Raw genomic sequence first — 17,704 nt, forward strand, 5'->3', positions numbered from 1 at the left:
CGGGACCCCGGTGCCTGCGAGACTGATCCCATGTCCACGCACCACAGGCCCACGTTGGAGGATGTGCTCGCCGCCCAGAAGACGCTCTCCGGGATCACCCGGGTGACCGCTCTCGAAGGCAGCCGGTACCTGAGTCGACTGATCGCCGCCCCGGTCCTGTTGAAGTGTGAGAACCTCCAGCGCACCGGGTCGTTCAAGCTGCGCGGCGCCTACAACCGGATCGCCGGGCTGGCGCCGGCGGACCGGGCGCGCGGCGTGGTGGCGGCGAGCGCCGGCAACCACGCGCAGGGGGTGGCGCTGGCGGCCTCGCTGCTGGGCGTCGAGTCCACCGTCTTCATGCCGGTCGGCGCGCCGCTGCCGAAGGTCGCCGCGACCCGCGAGTACGGGGCGAGTGTGCGGCTGGTCGGTCAGTTGGTGGACGAGACGCTGGCGGCGGCCACCGCGCACGCCAGGGAGACCGGCGCGGTCTTCATCCACCCGTTCGACCACCCGGACGTGGTCGCCGGGCAGGGCACCCTGGGGCTCGAACTGCTGGAGCAGTGCCCCGAGGTGCGGACCGTGGTGGTCAGCGTCGGCGGCGGTGGGCTGCTGGCCGGGGTGGCGCTGGCGATCAAGGCGCGCCGGCCCGACGTGCGGGTCGTCGGGGTGCAGGCGGAGGGGGCGGCGGCCTACCCGCGTTCGCTGGCGGCCGGCCGGCCGCTGTCCCTGCCGGGGGCGGCCACCATGGCGGACGGCATCCGGGTGGGGCGGCCGGGCGACGTGCCGTTCCGGGTGGTGACCGAGCTGGTCGACGAGGTGCGGACGGTCTCGGAGAGCGCCCTGTCCGGGGCGTTGCTGCACTGCCTCGAACGGGCCAAGCAGGTGGTGGAGCCGGCCGGCGCGGCGCCGGTGGCGGCGCTGCTGACCGAGCCGGAGGCGTTCGAGGGACCGCTGGTCGCGGTGCTCTCCGGGGGCAACGTCGACCCGGTGGTGCTGGAGCGGGCCCTGCGGCACGGGATGGCGGCGGCCGGGCGGTACCTGTCGCTGCGGCTGCGACTCCCGGACCACCCGGGCGCGTTGGCCGGGCTGCTCGGCGCGCTCTCCGAGGTGGACGCCAACGTGCTGGCCGTCAACCACGTCCGGACGGATCCGCGGCTCGGGGTGAGCGAGGCGGAGGTGGAGTTGTGGCTGGAGACGAAGGGGCCGCAGCACTGCGACGAGGTGGTGGTGGCGCTCCGCGAGGCGGGCTACGGCGTGCTCTCCTGACCGAGGGTGGCGCGGCGGTCGCCGTCGCGGTACCAGCGGTGCTCCGCTCCGCGAAGTTACGGCGGTTGTTGCCTAATCGTGTGCGAAGCACGTGGGCGCGCGCGGTAAGGTCATGCGCCCCTGCCGCACTCACTCACGCCCTATCGCGATAGATCGCGATAGGCCTAGACTGGCGGCCACACACCAACAGAGCGACCCAGTCACCGAGTTCTCGTTTGGAGAAGAAACATGCCAGCCGCCATCTACGCCGAGGGTCTGGTCAAGACCTTCGGCGACGTCCGCGCGTTGGACGGCGTGGATATCGAAGTCCCCGAGGGGTCGGTGCTCGGCCTCCTCGGCCCCAACGGGGCGGGGAAGACGACCACCGTCCGGGTGCTCACCACGCTGCTCCAGCCGGACAGCGGGCGCGCCGAGGTGGCGGGCATCGACGTCCGCGCCCATCCGGAGCGGGTGCGCGGCGCGATCGGGCTCTCCGGCCAGTTCGCCGCCGTCGACGACTATCTGACCGGCCGGGAGAACCTCCAGATGGTCGGCCAGCTCTACCAGATGACCGCCAGGGACGCCCGGCGCCGGGCCGACGAGCTGCTGGAGCGGTTCAACCTCCAGGACGCGGCCGGCCGCACCGCCAAGACCTACTCGGGCGGCATGCGCCGCCGGCTCGACCTGGCCGCCGCGCTGGTGGTCAGCCCGCCGGTGATGTTCATGGACGAGCCCACCACGGGCCTCGACCCGCGCAACCGGCAGGCGCTGTGGTCGGTGATCGAGGAGCTGGTCGCCGGCGGCACCACGCTGCTGCTCACCACCCAGTACCTGGAGGAGGCCGACCACCTGGCCGACACCATCGCCGTGGTGGACCACGGCCGGGTCATCGCCCGGGGCACCTCCGACGAGCTGAAGCGCCAGACCGGCGGCGACGTGGTGGAGGTCGTCGTCCACGACCGCGACCGCATCCAGGAGGCGGAGCGGGTGCTGCGCCGGCTCGGCGACGGCGACACCACCCTGATGGAACACACCCGCAAGCTCAGCGTCCCGGCCGCCGGCGGCGCCAAGCTGCTCGCCGAGGTGATCCGCGAGCTGGACGCCGTGGGCGTGGAGATCGACGACATCGGGCTTCGCCGGCCGACGCTGGACGATGTCTTCATCTCGCTGACCGGCCATGGCGCCGACGAGTCCGACGGGCTCAAGTCCGACACGGGTAAGCGTGGTGCGGGCGCCGCCCCGGCCACGAAGGAGGGGGAGAAGTGAGCGTCACCGCTCAGCAGCCAGACCAGCGGCCGGCGCGCTCCAGCGGCCGGATCACGCTCGCGCAGAGCTTCCGCGACTCCAGCGTCGTCGCCAAGCGCAACCTGACGCGCATGTTCCGCGTCCCCGAGGTGATCATCTTCAGCCTCGTGCAGCCCGTCATGTTCGTCGTGCTGTTCTCCTACATCTTCGGCGGCTCCATCGCGCTCCCCGGCGCGGGCACCGACGCCAGCGCCTACCGCGAGTACCTGATGGCGGGCATCTTCGCCCAGACGGTCACCTTCGCGACGGCCGGCTCCAGCGTCGGCATCGCCGAGGACATGCAGAAGGGCATCATCGACCGCTTCCGCGCCCTGCCGATGGCGCGCGGCGCGGTGCTCACCGGCCGCACCTTCGCCGATCTGGTGCAGACGGCGCTGATCCTGCTGGTGCTGGCCATCGTCGCGCTCTTCGTCGGCTGGCGGATCCGCGAGGGCGTGCTGGACGCCGTCGCCGGCTTCGGCCTGCTGCTCCTGCTGGGCTACGCCTTCACCTGGATCGGCGCGCTGATCGGCCTCTCGGTCCGCACCCCGGAGGCCGCCACCTCCGGCGGGCTGGTCTGGCTCTTCCCGCTGGCCTTCATCTCGGTGGCCTTCGTTCCCTCGGAGAACATGCCGAGCCTGCTCCAGCCCATAGCCGAGTGGAACCCGTTCAGTGCCACGGTGCTCGCCGCCCGGGACCTGTTCGGCAACCTCCCGCCTGGCTACGAGGCGCCCGACGTCTGGCCGCTGCAGAACCCGGCGCTGGCCTCGCTGCTGTGGTCGCTGGCGATCATCGTCGTCTTCCGCACCCTGGCGGTCCGCAAGTACAAGCGCGCCTCCGCCTGACCCGGGAGACGCGCGCCGGTGTGCGCCCCCGTCCCCCCGGCCCGCCGTCCTCGACGGCCCCGGCCGGGGCGGACGGCCCGGCACCGGACGACATACCGGTAACGACTTGGTCGAAATCCGCGTGACACCCCCTCAGCCGGGGCAGGCCAATGCTCCGGGCAGCACGTGGCGTTGACCATGCCTGAGTGACGCCGCCCGGCCCAAGGGAGGGGGCGGCAGCCCCAGCGCACGACCGGCCGAGGAGCCGGGGACGGGGAGGGCACGCGGATGGCGGTGGAGACGACGACGCTCGGCGAGCGGCACCGGACGGAGGTCGAGCGGCTGCTGCGGCGGGCGGTCGAGGAGGAGGAGCGTCGCTCCGCTGGCCGGGTCTCGGCCGAGCAGCTCCTCCAGCGCGCCGACGCCTCCCTCGACGAGATCCTGCGCCCCGCGCGCGAGGAGTACGCGGCCTTCCGGGAGGCCGAGCAGGAAAGCGCCCCGATCCGGCTGGCCGACCGCTTCTCCCCCCGGGCCCTGGGCGGCCTCGCCGCCGCCGCCCTCTCCGCCGCCCTGGCCACGGTCCTGCTGGTCGGCGCCCTCAACGACTCGGCCCCGATCGCCTTCGGCGACGGCGCCCTGGTCGGCGGCGCCGCCGTCCTCGGCTTCGCCCTCCAGGCCGTCCTCGCCCACCTGTGGTCGGCCGAGCGGCGCGCCGGCGACCGAAACCAGCCGGGTGGTGTCGAGCAGCTGCGGCTGGCCTGGCTGACCGCCGTCGAGGTCCGGGGCATCCGCCCCTACCTGGAACAGCAGCGCGCCGTCGCCCCGCCGCGCCGCCGCGCCAGCGGCCCCGCCCGCGGCCGCACCACGGACCGCTCGGCCCGGGCCCGCGGCCGCGCCGCGCTGGCCAGGTCCTTCGACCGGCTGGCCGACCTGGAGCGCCCCTTCATCGGCCGGCGCAGCCAGCTCGGCCAGATCGTCCAGTGGGTCAACCGCGACCGGGCCAGCACCGAGGCCCGCCCCACCGTGGTGGTGCTGCACGGCGCCGCCGGCTCCGGCCGGACCACCCTCGCCGGCTGGGCCGCCCAGGAGACCCGCGAGCTGTTCCGCGGCGCCTGCCTGGTGGACCTCCGTGGCCAGAGCCAGGACCCGCTGTCCACCAGGGACGCCTACCTGCACCTGCTGAACCGCCTGGGCGCCCCCAGGGAGCAGCTGCTCTTCCGGGAGGGGCTGGGGCGCGCCGCCGAGCCGGGCCAGTTGAGCCGGCTCGCCGAGCGGTACCAACAGCACCTCACCGACCTGCCGGTGGTGATCGTGCTGGACGACGCCACCGACGCGGAGCAGATCCGTGCCCTGATCCCGGCCCGTTCGCAGTCCCTGGTGCTGGTCACCGCTGCCGAGCCGCTCCAGCTCAGCCCCTCGTTCCCGGCCTCCGTCCACCAGCTGCCGATCGAGCCGCTGGACGACGAGGCGGCCGAGGAGCTGCTGCGCGCCTCCGTCACCGACGGTGGCCGGATCGTGCCCGGGCCGCGTGACGAGGAGAGCTGGCGCCGGATCAACGAGCTGTGCGACGGCCGCCCCATCCTGCTGCGGCTGGTCGGCTCGGCGCTGGACGCGCACTCGCCCACCGCGCTCGCCGACGACCTGGCCGCCCGGCGCTCACCCGAAGGCGGTGGGTCCGACCCGGCCGAGCGGGCCCTCCGCCAGCGCTACGCCGCGCAGGAGGAGTCCGGCCGGCGGCTGCTGCGCCGGCTGGCGCTCGCCGGCCGCGCCAGCCTGGGCGCCCGCGCCGCCGCCGCGCTGCTCGACGTCGGCCAGCAGGAGGCCGCCGGCCAGCTGGAACGGCTGGCCCAGGCCGGCCTGTTGAGCCAGGTCAGGGGGAACCGCTACCGGCTGCACGAGCTGGTCCGCAGGTTCGCCAGGGCCCGGCTGTACGAGGAGGACGACGAGGGCCAGATCTCGGCCGCCCAGGAGCGGTTGATCCGCAGCTACGCTGAGCTGGCCGACACGGTGATCCGGCTGGTCGACGGCAAGACCTCGACCCGCGCCGACCTCCTCCCCGCGGCCGCCGGCGGCCACGGCTTCACCTCGCTGGACGCCGCCCTGCGCTGGCTCGACGAGGAGACCAGCTTCATCACCTCAACCCTCCGCTACGCCGACGAGCGGGTCGACCGGCAGGCCGTGCAGCACCTGCTGGGCGCGCTGTGCGACTACTGCCTGCTCCGCGGCGACCTCTACCGGCTGGGCGAGCTGAACGAGCTGGCCGAGGCGGTCGACCAGGGCCTGCTGACCCGCTCGGTGCGCTGGCGCACCGGCGTCGCCGCCCGCCAGCTCGGCGAGCTGGACAAGGCCCGTTCGACGTTGACCTCCGTGGTCTCCCTCTACCAGCAGGCCAGGCACGAGGCCGGCACCGCCCGCGCCCTGCGTGACCTGGGCATCACCCTGCAACACCAGGGCCAGCTGCGGGAGTCGGTGACCAAGCTCCGGCAGGCGCTGGACCTCCAGCGGGACGAGCGGCTGGCCGGCGACCGGGCCTGGACGCTGCACGCGCTGGCCGCCGCCGAGCGGGAGTGCGGCCGGGTGCTCGCCGCCCGCCGGCTGCTCGCCGAGGCACTGCCGCTGCACCAGGCCAGCGGCAGTGTGCACGGCGAGGCGTGGACCCGCTTCCAGCTCGGCCAGACCCTGCTCTGGCAGGGTCGGATCGCCGACGGCGAGCGCGAGCTGCGGCTCGCCCTCGACCTGTACGAACGCTCCCGGGACGTGCGCGGCGTGGCCTGGGCGACGAGCCAGCTGGGGCTGGCCCGGGTCTACGCGGGGGACGACACGGCCGCCGTCGAGCAGCTGCGCGCCGCGCTCGCCCGGCACCAGGAGACCGAGGACGCCCGGGGCGAGGCCTGGACCCTCTACTACCTGGGCCAGGCGCAGGAGGAGGCCGGCGACACCACCAGCGCGGTGCGCACCCTGGAGCGGGCCCGCACCATGTTCAGCCGGATGCGGGACGTCTACGGCCTGGCCTGCACCCGCCACCACTCGGCGCGGGTCACCCGGGACAGCCGGGCCGAGAGCACCGGCTCGCTGCGCAACAGCGGCTTCGCCCGCCAGCTGCTGACCGACGCGCGGCGGGACTTCCAACGGATCGGGGTGGGTCACGGCGAGGGCTGGTCGGCCCTGGAGCTGGCGGTGATCGAGGCGGGCAACGAACGCCTCGGGCAGGCGTTGGAGCTGGCCGACGAGGCGGTGGCCCTGTTCGCCGCCGGCTACGGCGACGACGCGCCGGACCGGCGCGGCCTCGACTGGGCCCAGTTCCTGCGCTGCACCCTGCTGCCGCTGGCCTCCCCCGGCGGTTCCGAGGTGGGGCAGGCGGTGGCCCAGCAGGAGTTGGCCGAGCTGCTGGGCGCCGAGCACCCGGCGCGCGACCCGGGGCTCACGGACGCCGCGCACGCCTACGCGCTGATGCTGGAGCGCGAGCACGGGCCGGAGGCGGGCTGGCCGGCGTGGCGCCTGGGGATGGTGCCCCGGCGCGCGGCCCGCGACGTGGTGGGCGTACAGCCCCCGCCGGCCGGGCCAGGGGGAGCCGGGCCGGGGCACGGCGAGGCGGAGAACGACGGGCCGGTGGGCGACCGGCCCTGACCGGCCGCGCGCCGGCCGGTCCCTACGCGGAGGCGGCGGGCTGGGCCGCCGAGGAGCCCGGCTCCTCGGCGCCCCGCCTGGCGTCGTCCGAGCCGGCGGCCGGGCCGCCCTCGAAGTCGATCCTGCCCAGGTGCCGGCTCATGGACTTGAGCAGCACCCAGACCCCCACGCCCAGGACGGCGAACACGATGAAGCCCAGCACCCCCGGCGTCACCGTGTACTCGGTCAGCTCCTTGGCAAGCGGAGTTACGTCAGTCATGACGTCAATTCTGGCGGATGCCGGCGAACAGGTCGGACTCGGGTAGGGAGGTGTCGACCAGGGAGCGGGCCAGCTCGAAGTCCTCGGTGGGCCAGACCTCCTGCTGGACGTCCATCGGCACCCGGAACCAGCCACCGTCCGGGTCGATCTGCGTCGCGTGCGCGATCAGCGCCTTGTCCCGCACCGGGAAGTACTCCGCGCACGGCACCCGGGTGGTCAGCTGCCGCTCCGGCATCGCCGACTCCGCCCAGCGCTCCAGCCACTCCGCGTAGGGCGACTCCAGGCCGCGGGCCAGCAGCGCCTCGTGCAGGGCCTCCGTGCGGGCCCGGTTGAAGCCCTGGTTGTAGTAGAGCTTCTGCGGCTGCCACGGCTCGCCGGCCGCCGGGTAGCGCTCCGGGTCACCGGCGGCGTCGAAGGCCACCATGGTGATCTTGTGCGTCATGATGTGGTCCGGGTGCGGGTACCCGCCGTTCTCGTCGTAGGTGGTGACCACCTGCGGACGGAACGAGCGGATCAGCCGGACCAGGGGCTCGGCGGCCTCGGCGACGTCCTGGACCGCGAAGCAGCCGTCGGGCAGCGGCGGCAGCGGGTCCCCCTCGGGGAGCCCCGAGTCCACGAAGCCCAGCCACTCCTGGCGCACCCCGAGGATCTCCCGGGCCTCCGCCATCTCCCTGGCCCTGACTTCGTGGATGTGCTCCTCGATGTAGGGATCACCCTGGAGCTTCGGGTTGAGGATGGACCCACGCTCGCCGCCCGTGCACGTGGCGACCAGCACCTCCACGCCCTCCGACACGTACTTGGCCATCATCGCGGCGCCCTTGCTGGACTCGTCGTCCGGATGGGCGTGCACCGCCATGAGTCGCAGCTGCTCTGTCAAGGCAAGGTCCTCGTCATATCGATCCTGGTCGTCCCGTTCGCTGAGACGCCGTTCTATAGTGACGGATGAAGCGCGCGCCGGTATTCCCCGGCCGCCGTCGCCTGTCCGGCGGCGGCGAGGCGCCGCCGCCCGATCAGCGTCGAGAGGAGGGGTCGTGTCCCAGCCGAGCAGCACCACGGTGCCGCCGGGCCGCTACGGCCGCACCCCCTCCGACGAGGCCAGCACCGACCGCCGCCTGCGGCTCGTCGGCCTGGTCCTGGGCGCCGCCCTGGTCGCCTTCGTGGCCTGGGCCGGTTTCTCGTACATCAACGAGACCAAGGTCTCCGGAGAGTTGACCGGCTTCACGGTGAACTCGGACGAGGAGATCGACGTCCGGCTCGCCATCCGCAAACCAGCGGACGTCGAGGGGGTCTGCACCGTGCGGGCGCAGGCGGAGGACGGCCTGGAGGTTGGCCGCGCCGAGTTCCGCTTCCCCCAGCAGGACGACAGCCTCCACCGCTCGGTCACGGTACGCACCATGGACCGGGCGACGTCCGCCGAGCTGATGGGTTGCTCGGCGGCCGGCCAGGAAGAGTAGGCCGGCGACCGGGCCGACGCGACGGCGACCGGACGACAGGGCCCTCACCAGCCGAGACGCGGTGGGCCCGGGTTTGTACCGGGGTGTGCAGGGTAATCCTTCCGCACATCGACCGTTTCGTTGTTAGAGTCGATATTTCGATCGATGATCCGCCCGCCCAGGAGCGCAGTTGTCCGGGACGGGCTTCGTTTTTATCCCCTGTTGCTACCCGAGGAGCACCTGTGACGCAGACCAGCGACACTGTCACCTGGCTGAGCCAGGAGGCCTATGACCAGCTCAAGGCGGAGCTGGATCAACTGTCGGGTCCTGCCCGCGTCGAGATCGCGAAGAAGATCGAGGCAGCCCGCGAGGAGGGCGACCTCAAGGAGAACGCCGGCTACCACGCCGCCAAGGAGGAGCAGGGCAAGATGGAGGCGCGGGTGCGCCAGCTGACCCAGCTCCTGGAGAGCGCGCGGGTCGGCGAGGCCCCCGCCGACACCGGGGTGGTGGCCCCCGGGATGGTGGTGACGATCGCCTTCGACGGCGACGAGGACGACACGATGACCTTCCTGCTGGCGTCCCGCGAGTTCGCCACCTCGGACATCGAGACGTACTCCCCGCAGTCGCCGCTGGGCGCCGGGGTGCTGGGCAAGAAGGTCGGCCAGGACGCCTCGTACGAGCTGCCCAACGGCAACATCGCCAAGGTCAAGGTGCTGGCGGCGAAGCCCTACCGCGCCTGACCCGCTCGCGGCCGGGGCGCGAGCCCCGGCGCGGACCGCCGGTGGGACGCCGGCAGATCTCGATCGAACCGGGGGCGGGCGCGGCTGGCGCCGGGCCCGCCGCCAGCTGACACACCGGTGCGGTAGCCCACCCGCAGCAGGGGGCTACCGCACGACGCCGGCTCCCGACCGGGTCCCGTGAGGGTTGCTCGTCGGGCCGCCGCGACAACGGCCCGTGGCTCAGTCGACGTTGACGGGGGTCAGCGCGAACCCGTCGTTGGGCTGGCCAGCGAGGAGGGCCGCCAACCCGCCGCTGAGCGCGTAGGTCGTCCCCTCGGGCCCGGCGGTCACGTCGCTGGTGACCGGGTCCTCGACGGTGTCGGTGACGTTGACCGTGGCCGTCGTCCAGTCCTCGTCGGGCACCACCCGCTGGATGCTGGCGGGCTCGCCGGACAGCAGGCCGCTGCTGACCGCCACCATCGAGCCGTCCGACAACAGCCGCGTGCCGGCCGTGGGGACGGACAGCGGTGCGGAGAGCTCCACCGCCCGCGCCTCCTCCGGGGCCTCGACGGGCACCCGGACCAGGGAGCCGTCGGCCATGGTGATGACCAGCTGGTCGCCCTCGACCCACTCGACCGCCGACATCCCCACGTCGTTCAGGAAGTCGGGGATGTCCAGCGCGCCCTGGAGCAGGTCGTCGCGCAGGAAGACCTCGGCGCTGCCGTCCGGCTCGATCCGGAACACCGTCGGGGTCAGCTGGTCGACGGCGTAGGCGGTGCCGTCGGGCGCCACGGTCACGTCGGCGATCAGGTGCTGCCTGCCGTCGAGGGCGACGCCGGTCAGGTCGACGCACCAGTGCTGCTCCCCGGTCTCCAGGTCGTAGGAGCCGACCCCGGCGATGCCGAACGGCGACTCGGTGTCGGAGCGGTCGGCGGTGCCGTAGTCCACGTTGCTGACCAGCAGCCGGTCCCGCTCGCCGTCGACGAGGATCGACTGTGCCGAGACGAGCAGCGGGTCGTCGATGTGGGTGCGCACCTGGCCGTCCGGGCCGAAGGCGAAGACCTTGCCCTGCGCGAGCGAGCCGGCGAAGAACGTGTTCGTCTCCGCGTCGTAGTCCAGCGAGTGCGGGAACACGTTCGGCCCGTCGACGGCGATCGCCTCGGGCGTCTGCGGCCCGCTCTCCTCGGCCTGCTCGCCCCGCTCGCCGGCCTCGGCCCGGGGCGACGCGGAGGCCGGGTCGTCGGAGGAGTTGTTCGCGGCCAGCGCCGTGCCGGTGGCCGCGGCGGCGACCAGCACCGCGCTCGCGATGGCCAGCCGCAGCTTCGTCTTCTTCTGCATCGTCATCGTTCCTGCTCCAGGTGAGGTGTGGGAAGGGGTGAGGGTGGGTGCCGCGGTGTGCCGACCCGCGGTCACCCGGCGATGTCGCGCCCCAGCAGGGCGGCCAGCCGGTCGAGCGCGGGGGCGTCCTCCGGGGCGGGACGGGACGGCGCGAACGGGGCGCCCGGGCCGGGCGGCACCTGAGCGACCAGGCCACGGGCGAACTCGATCCCCCACGCGACCGTGGCCTCGTCGAACAGCGCCTTCTGGCCGATGGCCCGGGCCAGGTCCCAGCCGTGCACCAGGTGCTCAAGGGACTGCAGCCGCAGCGCCAGGGCGCCGGGCACCGGGCCGATCGGTGCCTCGACGGTGCGCTCCAGCGCCCCCGGCGCCTCGAACGCCGCCAGCAGGGCCGCGGCCGATGTCCGGAAGGCGGCCTTGAGCTCCTCCGGAGCGGGGTCGGCGTCGAGCGCCGGCGGGGGCAGCTCGGCCCCCATCACCGCGGCGAAGGTGCGCTGGCCCGCCACCAGATGGCCGACCAACTGGCCGACATGCCACTCGGGGCAGGGCGTCGGCGCGCTCCACTGGTCCGCCTCCACGGCCTCGACCAGGGCGGCGAAGGTGTCGACGACCTCGGCGAAGGCCGTGACGGGGGTGGTGGACATGGAAAACCTCCGGAAGAAGTGGAAAGCGGGATGCTCGGGCCGGCCCGGCACGGGCAGGCACCCGGCGGGTGCCGCCGGCGGGCGGTGAGCGGTCGGAAGAAGGCAGGGGGCGGCAGCGGCAGCGGGTGGCCGGGCGTGACCAGGACTCGCTGGCCGGTGGCCCGCGCCGGCGGCCGGCCGGGGGGTTCGGGTGTGTGGGGGAGTGCCGGGGGGCGTGGGTGCGCCGGCCGGCTCAGGAACGTGGTGAGACGGCGCCGTCCCGGTGGTCGGCGGTGTGCTCCCTGGCGGGGCGCAGACTGTGGTTGAGCAACCGCAGCGCCGCCTCGGCGGCGGAGCCGGCGGCCGCCGTCGTCACCACCAGCCGGACTCCCCGCCCCCGGGGCACCGGCAGCGAGTGTTGCAGCACGTCCAGCTCGCCGACCGTGGGATGGCGCATCCGGTACTCGTTCATGCCCCACTCACGCACCTTGTGCTCGGCCCACAGCGTGGCGAACTCCGGGCTGCGCATGGTCAGCTCGCCGATCAGGGCGGCCAGCCGCGGGTCGCCCGGGTACTCGCCGACCGCCTGCCGCAGCTTGCCCACCACGTCCCTGGCCTTCCGCGGCCAGTCCACGTACAGGTCCCGGGTGTGCGCGTCCAGGAACAGCAGCCGGGCCGTGTTGGGCCGGGTGGCCGCCCGGCTCGGGCTGTCCAGGGGCAGGTGTCCGGCGAACAACGCGTGCCCGGGGCGGTTCCACATCAGCACGTCCGAGCGCCTGCCGACGACGACCACCGGCGCGTCGCCGAAGGCGTCCACCAGCTGACGCACCGCCTCGGTGACCCGCTCGCTGGGGAGCCGAAGCCGGCTCTGCCGGGCGTCACCGGACAGGGTGTGCAGGTGGTGCCGCTCCGCGTCGTCCAGCCGCAGCGCCGTGGCCAGCGCGTCGAGCACCTGCGGCGAGGCGTTGAGCGACAGGCCCTGCTCCAGCCGGGTGTAGTAGGCCACGCTGACCCCGGCCAGCTGGGCCAGCTCCTCCCGCCGCAGTCCGGGCACCCGTCGCCGGTCCCCGTAGTCCGGCAACCCCACGTCGGCCGGCTTCAACTGCGCCCGACGCGTGGACAGGAACTCACCGAGGAGGGACTTGCCGTGCGTTGTGTCGTGCATGCGACCGAGTATGTCGAGCCACCCCCCAACTAGCCTGCCCCTGCGAGTAGTAGCCACGGACCCCACGCGACGACGTGCTCCGCACCGGCGTAGGCGGGGCCGCCGGAATGGCTGACCGCGGTTGCCGCGCGGGTCCGCTGTCGCCCTCCGGTATAGCGATCGCTATACTTGCCTGGTGGATGGCGAGTGGGAGATCTTCCTCGTTGACGAGGTCCGTGCGTGGATCGACGGCCTGGACGGGGCGGCGTTCGCCCGGGTGGTGCAGGCCCTGGATGCCTTGGCTGACGGAGGCCCCGGGCTGGGGCGTCCGCTGGTCGACACCGTGCACGACTCGTCGATAGCGAACCTGAAGGAGCTGCGGCCGGGAACGGTGCGCATCCTCTTCGCCTTCGACCCGTGGCGCAGCAGCATCCTGTTGATCGCCGGAGACAAGTCGGGCCGTTGGAACGAGTGGTATCGGGAGGCGATCCCGCTGGCCGAGCAACGCTACGAGGCGTATCTGAAGGAACGAGCCCGGGAAGAGGGTGAACGGTCGTGAGTGGTTACACCCGTTGGCAGGACATCCGTGCCGAGTACGTCGCTCGTGCCGGTGGGGAGGAAGCGGTACGCGAAGGCAAGGAGGGGCTCCTCGCCGAGCTGACCGGCCGCCGCCTGGCGGAGTTGCGGCGGGCCCGTGGCCTGACGCAGCAGGACGTGGCTGACCGGATGGGCGTCACCAAGGGCCGGGTCTCGCAGATCGAACGCGGGCAGGTCTCCGGACAGGACGTCCTCGCGCGGTTCGCCACCGCGCTCGGCGGCCGCCTGCACCAGGCCATCTACTTCGACGACGGCGACATCGCCGCCATCGCCTGAGCGGGCGGTACCCCGGCCCGGAGCGCCGGTTCGGGCCGCTCGTGGGGCCTGGCCCTGGCGCGGGAGGTGGCTTCCGTCGGGAGAGGGAAGCCCGTCGCGTGCGACCATGCCCCCATGAACCGCCTGGCCAACGCTCAGTCGCCCTACCTGCTCCAGCACGCCGACAACCCGGTCGACTGGTGGCCGTGGGGACGGGAGGCGTTCGAGGAGGCGAAGCGGCGCGATGTACCCGTCTTGCTGTCGGTCGGGTACGCCAGCTGCCACTGGTGTCATGTGATGGCCAGGGAGAGCTTCGAGGACGCGGCGCTCGCCGGATACCTGAACGAGCACTTCGTCGCGGTGAAGGTGGACCGCGAGGAGCGTCCCGACGTGGACGCCGTGTACATGGAGGCGGTGCAGGCGGCGACCGGGCAGGGTGGCTGGCCGATGACGGTGTTCATGACGGCCGACGGCGAGCCGTTCCACTTCGGCACCTACTACCCGCCACGCCCGCTGCACGGGCTGCCGTCGTTCCGGGATCTGCTGGAGGGGGTCACCGCCGCCTGGCGGGATCGGCGGGGCGAGGTCGGCGAGGTGGCGGCCCGGATCGCCGGGGAGCTGGCCGGCCGGCGGGTCAGCTATGAGGCGCCCGCGCCGCCGGGAGCGGACGAGCTGGCGCTGGCGGTCGGTGCCCTGGCCGGTGAGTTCGACGAGCGGCACGGCGGCTTCGGCGGGGCGCCGAAGTTCCCGCCGGCCATGGTGCTGGAGTTCCTGCTGCGGCACCACGCCCGCACCGGGTCCGCCGAGGCGCTGCGGCTGGTGGAGCGGACCTGCGCGGCGATGGCGCGCGGCGGGATCTACGACCAGCTCGCCGGCGGCTTCGCCCGCTACGCGGTGGACGCCGCGTGGGTGGTGCCGCACTTCGAGAAGATGCTCTATGACAACGCCCTGCTGGCCCGCGTCCACACCCACCTGTGGCGGGTCACCGGCTCGGCGATGGCGCGTCGGGTCGCGCTGGCGACGGCCGACTTCATGGTGCGGGAGCTGACCACGCCGGAGGGTGGGTTCGCGTCCGCCCTGGACGCGGACAGTGAGACGCCGGACGGCGGGCACGCCGAGGGCGCGGCGTACGTGTGGACGCCGGAGCAGCTGGTGGAGGTGCTCGGCGAGGAAGCCGGCGCGCTGGCGGCCGAGCGCTACGGGGTGACCGAGGCCGGCACCTTCGAGGGCGGTACCTCGGTGCTGCGGCTGCCCGGCGAGGCGCCGCCGGACGAGGTGCGGGCGAGGCTGCTCGCGGCCCGGCTGGACCGCCCGGCGCCGGCCCGGGACGACAAGGTGATCGCCGCCTGGAACGGGCTGGCCATCGCCGCGCTCGCCGAGACCGGCGGGGTGCTGGACCGCCCCGACCTGGTGACGGCGGCCGAGACAGCCGCCCGGCTGCTGCTGCGGGTGCACCGGGACGCGGCGACCGGTCGGCTGGTGCGCACCTCGCGGGACGGCGTCGCCGGCCCGAGTGCCGGGGTGTTGGAGGACTACGCCGACCTGGCCGAGGGGCTGCTGGCGCTGTACGCGGTGACCGGCGAGGTCGGCTGGCTGACCGAGGCCGGGGCGCTGCTCGACGTGGTGCTGACCCGCTTCACCGGCGAGGACGGCGCGTTCTGGGACACGGCCGACGACGCCGAGGCGCTGATCAGACGGCCGCAGGACCCCACCGACGGGGCGACTCCCGCGGGTTGGACGGCGGCCACCGGGGCGCTCCTCGGCTACGCCGCCTACACCGGCAGCGACCGCCACCGGGCGGCGGCGGAGCGCGGCCTGGGCATCGTCAGCGCGCTCGCCGCCAGGGCACCCCGGTTTGTCGGCTGGGGCCTCGCGGTGGCCGAGGCGGCCGTTGACGGGCCCAGGGAGGTCGCGGTGGTCGGCCCGGCGGACGACCCGGCCACGGCGGAGCTGCACCGGGTGGCGCTGCTGGCCCCGGCGCCCGGCGCGGTGGTCGCCAGGGGCGAGCCGGGCGCGGCGGACGCCCCGCCGCTGCTGGCCGACCGGCCGCTGCGGGACGGCCGGCCGGTGGCCTACGTCTGTCGGGGCTTCGTCTGCCACGAGCCGACCACCGACCCGGCGGCGCTGGCCGCCCAGCTGGCCGGGGAGTGGCCGGCTGCCCGGTGATCGGGGCGGCCCCGCGGATCAGTCGCTGAGCTGCCGGGTGAGGGTGTCGAGGGCGCGGTCGACGAGTTCGCCGACGTCGGTGTCCCGCTCGGCGGTGGCCCAGTACTGCAGCGCCTCGCGGAAGCCGCCGAGGACCGCCCCGACCAGCACCCGGGTCTCCAGGGAGTCCACCGGCCGGCCGGTGCGCTCGGCCAGCGCCTCGGCCAGCGCCCGGTCCGACCTGGCCATGACCTCGGGCAGTCGGGCGCGCACCGAGGGCACCTCGGCGACCAGCAGCATCCGCTGCCTGGCCCGCTCCAGCGCCCCCGGCTGGGTGCGGGCCTGGGCCAGGCTGTCCCGGATCGCGTGCCGCAGCGCCGTCAGCGGCGGCTCCTCGGCGGGGCGGGCGCAGAGCACCTCGGTGAGCGACGGTCCGTGCGGCGCCTCGTCCTCGCTGAAGACCAGGTCCTCCTTGGTGGGGAAGTACCGGAAGAAGGTGCTGGTGGAGACGTCGGCCGCGGCGGCGATCTGGTCCACCGTGGTCGCCTCGAAGCCCTGCTCGGCGAAGAGCGGATAGGCGGCGTCCAGGATCGCGCGCCGGGTGCGGAGCTTCTTGCGCTCCCGCAGGCCGGGCGGCACCAGGGACGGGCAGCTCATGGCAGTCACCTTCCGGTACCGGGGTCGGGGCTGGTGGCGCCGCGCAGCGCGGCCGGGGTTGGATTGCTCCTGGTCAGCAGCCAGCCCGCCAACAGGCCGGAGAGCAGGGCCAGATAGCCGCAGACGAAGAGCGCCACGCTGGTGGCGTGGGTGAAGGCGGCGTCGGCGGCCTCGGCCAGCTCGGGGCGGCCGAGGCGCTCGGCCCACTGGTGGGCGGCGATGACCGACCGCCCGGCGCCTTCGGCGGCGGGGGCCGGCAGGCCGCTGGGGTCGAACTCGGCGCGGTAGGTGTGGGCGAGGAGGCTGCCGAGCAGGGCGACGCCGAGTGCCGAGCCCACCAGGCGCAGCGTGCTCAGCAGTCCGGAGCCGAGGCCGAACCGGTGCGGCGGCAGCGCGTCCATCGCGGCGTTCACCGCCGGGGTGATGGCGAGGCCGAGCCCGAGCCCGGTGATGGCCAGCCAGACGGCGAGCTGGCCGTCGCTGACGCCGGCCAGGATCGAGCTGCCCAGGAAGCCGGCGAAGGAGAGCAGCACCAGGCCGCTGGCGACCACGGACCCGGTGCCGAACTGCCGCACCAGCGGGCCACAGCCGCGGACCGTGAGCAGCAGCCCGGCCAGCAGCGGCAGCAGCCGCAGGCCGGTGGCGAAGGCGTCGTGGCCGCGCACGGCCTGGAAGTACTGCGGGAGGAAGAAGAGCAGGCCGGCGAGGATGAGGCTGGCCAGCGAGCCGAAGAAGGCCGGCCAGCCGAAGGCCGGGTCGCGCAGCAGCGCCAGGTCGACCATGGGGCGGCGGCGCCGGCTCTCCCGGAGCAGCGCCCAGGTCAGCAGCGGCAGCGGGGCGCCGACCGCGAGCAGCACCAGGGGCTTGTCCCAGCCGCGTTCGGCGCCCTCGATGACGGCGAAGACCAGCGAGCCGATGCCGCCGGCCAGCAGCAGGGTGGTCAGCGGGTTGACCCGGGGCGCGGCCGGGTCGCTGGACTCGGGCAGCAGCAGCCGGCCGGCCACCGCGGCCAGCCCCAGCAGCGGCAGGTGCACCAGGAAGATGACCCCCCACGGGAACACGTCCAGCAGCCAGCCGCCGACCAGGGGCCCCAGCGGCATGCCGGCGGCGAACGCGGTGCTGACCACGGCGAGCGCCTTGGCGCGTTCGGCCGGCGGGAAGATGGTCGGGACCAGGGCGAGGGCGAGCGGCGTGACGAGCGCGGCGCCGAGACCCATCAGCGCGCGGGCAGTGATCAGCTGGGCGGTGCCGCCGGCCAGCGCGCCCACGGCGGAGCCGAGCAGGATGATGCCCAGCCCGATCAGCAGGGTGCGGCGGCGGCCGAAGCGGTCGCCCAGCAGGCCGGCGGGCAGCACCGCGGCGGCGTGCACCACCAGGTAGGCGTTGACCACCCACTGCTGCTCGTCGGTGCCGATCCGCAGCTCGCCTGAGAGGGTGGGGAGGGCGACGTTGAGGATCGTGAGGTCGAAGCCCAGGGTCAGCATCAGCAGCCCGAGCAGGGCCAGCGCCCACCTGCGGTGGGGGGCCTGCGGGCCGGGCGTGGGCATCCCGTGCATCGTCCTTCGTGGGGTACGC

The 17,704-nt window shown here is 74.1% G+C and carries 16 protein-coding genes; 9 read left to right on the top strand and 7 right to left on the bottom strand.

Annotated elements, in window-relative coordinates; all coding sequences use genetic code 11:
- The first annotated feature begins 30 nt into the window (after window positions 1-30).
- The 4 genes from ilvA to RM844_RS03520 all read left to right on the top strand — a co-directional run bounded on the left by ilvA (window position 31) and on the right by RM844_RS03520 (window position 6,959).
- Window positions 31-1,245 carry a threonine ammonia-lyase gene (gene ilvA / locus RM844_RS03505; RefSeq protein ID WP_311664601.1) on the top strand — a complete coding sequence of 405 codons (1,215 nt, stop codon included), beginning with the start codon at window positions 31-33 and terminating at the stop codon, window positions 1,243-1,245.
- 228 nt (window positions 1,246-1,473) lie between these two features.
- Window positions 1,474-2,490, top strand: a complete 1,017-nt coding sequence (locus tag RM844_RS03510) for an ATP-binding cassette domain-containing protein (protein ID WP_311664603.1) — start codon at window positions 1,474-1,476, stop codon at window positions 2,488-2,490.
- Window positions 2,487-3,353, top strand: coding sequence for an ABC transporter permease (locus RM844_RS03515; protein WP_394814414.1), 867 nt, complete (start codon window positions 2,487-2,489; stop codon window positions 3,351-3,353). Before RM844_RS03510 ends, RM844_RS03515 begins: the two co-directional genes overlap by 4 nt.
- A 267-nt stretch (window positions 3,354-3,620) precedes the next feature.
- Window positions 3,621-6,959: a tetratricopeptide repeat protein gene (locus RM844_RS03520; protein ID WP_311664605.1), complete on the top strand. Its 3,339-nt coding sequence runs from the start codon at window positions 3,621-3,623 to the stop codon at window positions 6,957-6,959.
- A gap of 22 nt (window positions 6,960-6,981) precedes the next feature.
- Here the strand turns inward: RM844_RS03520 and RM844_RS03525 are convergent, their stop codons facing one another.
- Together RM844_RS03525 and mca are read right to left on the bottom strand one after the other, a co-directional pair.
- Window positions 6,982-7,218 (bottom strand): hypothetical protein, encoded by a 237-nt coding sequence (locus tag RM844_RS03525; RefSeq protein WP_311664607.1) that lies wholly within the window; start codon window positions 7,216-7,218, stop codon window positions 6,982-6,984.
- 4 nt (window positions 7,219-7,222) lie between these two features.
- Entirely contained in the window at window positions 7,223-8,095 is an 873-nt protein-coding gene (mca, locus tag RM844_RS03530) for a mycothiol conjugate amidase Mca (RefSeq protein ID WP_311664609.1), read from the bottom strand.
- Window positions 8,096-8,249: 154 nt separating this feature from the next.
- On the opposite strand from mca, the gene RM844_RS03535 reads away from it, so the two are divergent.
- Entirely contained in the window at window positions 8,250-8,672 is a 423-nt protein-coding gene (locus tag RM844_RS03535) for a DUF4307 domain-containing protein (RefSeq protein WP_311664611.1), read from the top strand.
- A 221-nt stretch (window positions 8,673-8,893) separates the two neighbouring features.
- Window positions 8,894-9,391 carry a transcription elongation factor GreA gene (gene greA, locus RM844_RS03540; protein WP_311664613.1) on the top strand — a complete coding sequence of 166 codons (498 nt, stop codon included), beginning with the start codon at window positions 8,894-8,896 and terminating at the stop codon, window positions 9,389-9,391.
- 219 nt (window positions 9,392-9,610) lie between these two features.
- On the opposite strand, the gene RM844_RS03545 is transcribed toward greA, so the two are convergent.
- The 3 genes from RM844_RS03545 to RM844_RS03555 form a co-directional block, all read right to left on the bottom strand.
- A complete protein-coding gene (locus tag RM844_RS03545) occupies window positions 9,611-10,708 on the bottom strand; it encodes a hypothetical protein (RefSeq protein WP_311664614.1) in 1,098 nt (365 codons plus the stop codon).
- Window positions 10,709-10,779: 71 nt separating this feature from the next.
- Complete coding sequence (locus tag RM844_RS03550; RefSeq protein WP_311664616.1) at window positions 10,780-11,352, bottom strand: TIGR03086 family metal-binding protein; 573 nt, start codon at window positions 11,350-11,352, stop codon at window positions 10,780-10,782.
- A gap of 232 nt (window positions 11,353-11,584) precedes the next feature.
- The gene (locus tag RM844_RS03555; protein WP_311664618.1) at window positions 11,585-12,496 is read right to left on the bottom strand and encodes a helix-turn-helix transcriptional regulator; all 912 of its coding nucleotides are present in this window, start codon (window positions 12,494-12,496) and stop codon (window positions 11,585-11,587) included.
- A 175-nt stretch (window positions 12,497-12,671) separates the two neighbouring features.
- Between RM844_RS03555 and RM844_RS03560 the strand changes: the two genes are divergently transcribed.
- The 3 genes from RM844_RS03560 to RM844_RS03570 all read left to right on the top strand — a co-directional run bounded on the left by RM844_RS03560 (window position 12,672) and on the right by RM844_RS03570 (window position 15,493).
- Window positions 12,672-13,034, top strand: a complete 363-nt coding sequence (locus RM844_RS03560) for a type II toxin-antitoxin system RelE/ParE family toxin (RefSeq protein WP_311664620.1) — start codon at window positions 12,672-12,674, stop codon at window positions 13,032-13,034.
- On the top strand, window positions 13,031-13,348 hold the full coding sequence (locus RM844_RS03565; RefSeq protein ID WP_311664622.1) for a helix-turn-helix domain-containing protein: 318 nt from the start codon (window positions 13,031-13,033) through the stop codon (window positions 13,346-13,348). The genes RM844_RS03560 and RM844_RS03565 overlap by 4 nt, the downstream gene beginning before the upstream one ends.
- Before the next feature lie 114 nt (window positions 13,349-13,462).
- Window positions 13,463-15,493: a thioredoxin domain-containing protein gene (locus RM844_RS03570; RefSeq protein ID WP_311664624.1), complete on the top strand. Its 2,031-nt coding sequence runs from the start codon at window positions 13,463-13,465 to the stop codon at window positions 15,491-15,493.
- An 18-nt stretch (window positions 15,494-15,511) separates the two neighbouring features.
- Here the strand turns inward: RM844_RS03570 and RM844_RS03575 are convergent, their stop codons facing one another.
- The gene (locus tag RM844_RS03575; protein ID WP_311664626.1) at window positions 15,512-16,129 is read right to left on the bottom strand and encodes an acyl-CoA-like ligand-binding transcription factor; all 618 of its coding nucleotides are present in this window, start codon (window positions 16,127-16,129) and stop codon (window positions 15,512-15,514) included.
- A 5-nt stretch (window positions 16,130-16,134) separates the two neighbouring features.
- Complete coding sequence (locus RM844_RS03580) at window positions 16,135-17,676, bottom strand: MFS transporter (protein ID WP_311664628.1); 1,542 nt, start codon at window positions 17,674-17,676, stop codon at window positions 16,135-16,137.
- Between the last annotated feature and the right edge of the window lie 28 nt (window positions 17,677-17,704).

It is taken from the genome of Streptomyces chisholmiae (assembly GCF_031845445.1).
Taxonomy (GTDB): Bacteria; Actinomycetota; Actinomycetes; order Streptomycetales; family Streptomycetaceae; genus Streptomyces; species Streptomyces chisholmiae.

Coding starts and splice junctions, on each gene's coding strand:
- ilvA (WP_311664601.1), top strand. CDS start 31: ATGTCCACGCACCACAGGCCCACGTTGGAGGATGTGCTCGCCGCCCAG.
- RM844_RS03510 (WP_311664603.1), top strand. CDS start 1,474: ATGCCAGCCGCCATCTACGCCGAGGGTCTGGTCAAGACCTTCGGCGAC.
- RM844_RS03520 (WP_311664605.1), top strand. CDS start 3,621: ATGGCGGTGGAGACGACGACGCTCGGCGAGCGGCACCGGACGGAGGTC.
- RM844_RS03525 (WP_311664607.1), bottom strand. CDS start 7,218: ATGACTGACGTAACTCCGCTTGCCAAGGAGCTGACCGAGTACACGGTG.
- RM844_RS03545 (WP_311664614.1), bottom strand. CDS start 10,708: ATGCAGAAGAAGACGAAGCTGCGGCTGGCCATCGCGAGCGCGGTGCTG.
- RM844_RS03550 (WP_311664616.1), bottom strand. CDS start 11,352: ATGTCCACCACCCCCGTCACGGCCTTCGCCGAGGTCGTCGACACCTTC.
- RM844_RS03555 (WP_311664618.1), bottom strand. CDS start 12,496: ATGCACGACACAACGCACGGCAAGTCCCTCCTCGGTGAGTTCCTGTCC.
- RM844_RS03570 (WP_311664624.1), top strand. CDS start 13,463: ATGAACCGCCTGGCCAACGCTCAGTCGCCCTACCTGCTCCAGCACGCC.
- RM844_RS03575 (WP_311664626.1), bottom strand. CDS start 16,129: ATGAGCTGCCCGTCCCTGGTGCCGCCCGGCCTGCGGGAGCGCAAGAAG.
- RM844_RS03580 (WP_311664628.1), bottom strand. CDS start 17,676: ATGCCCACGCCCGGCCCGCAGGCCCCCCACCGCAGGTGGGCGCTGGCC.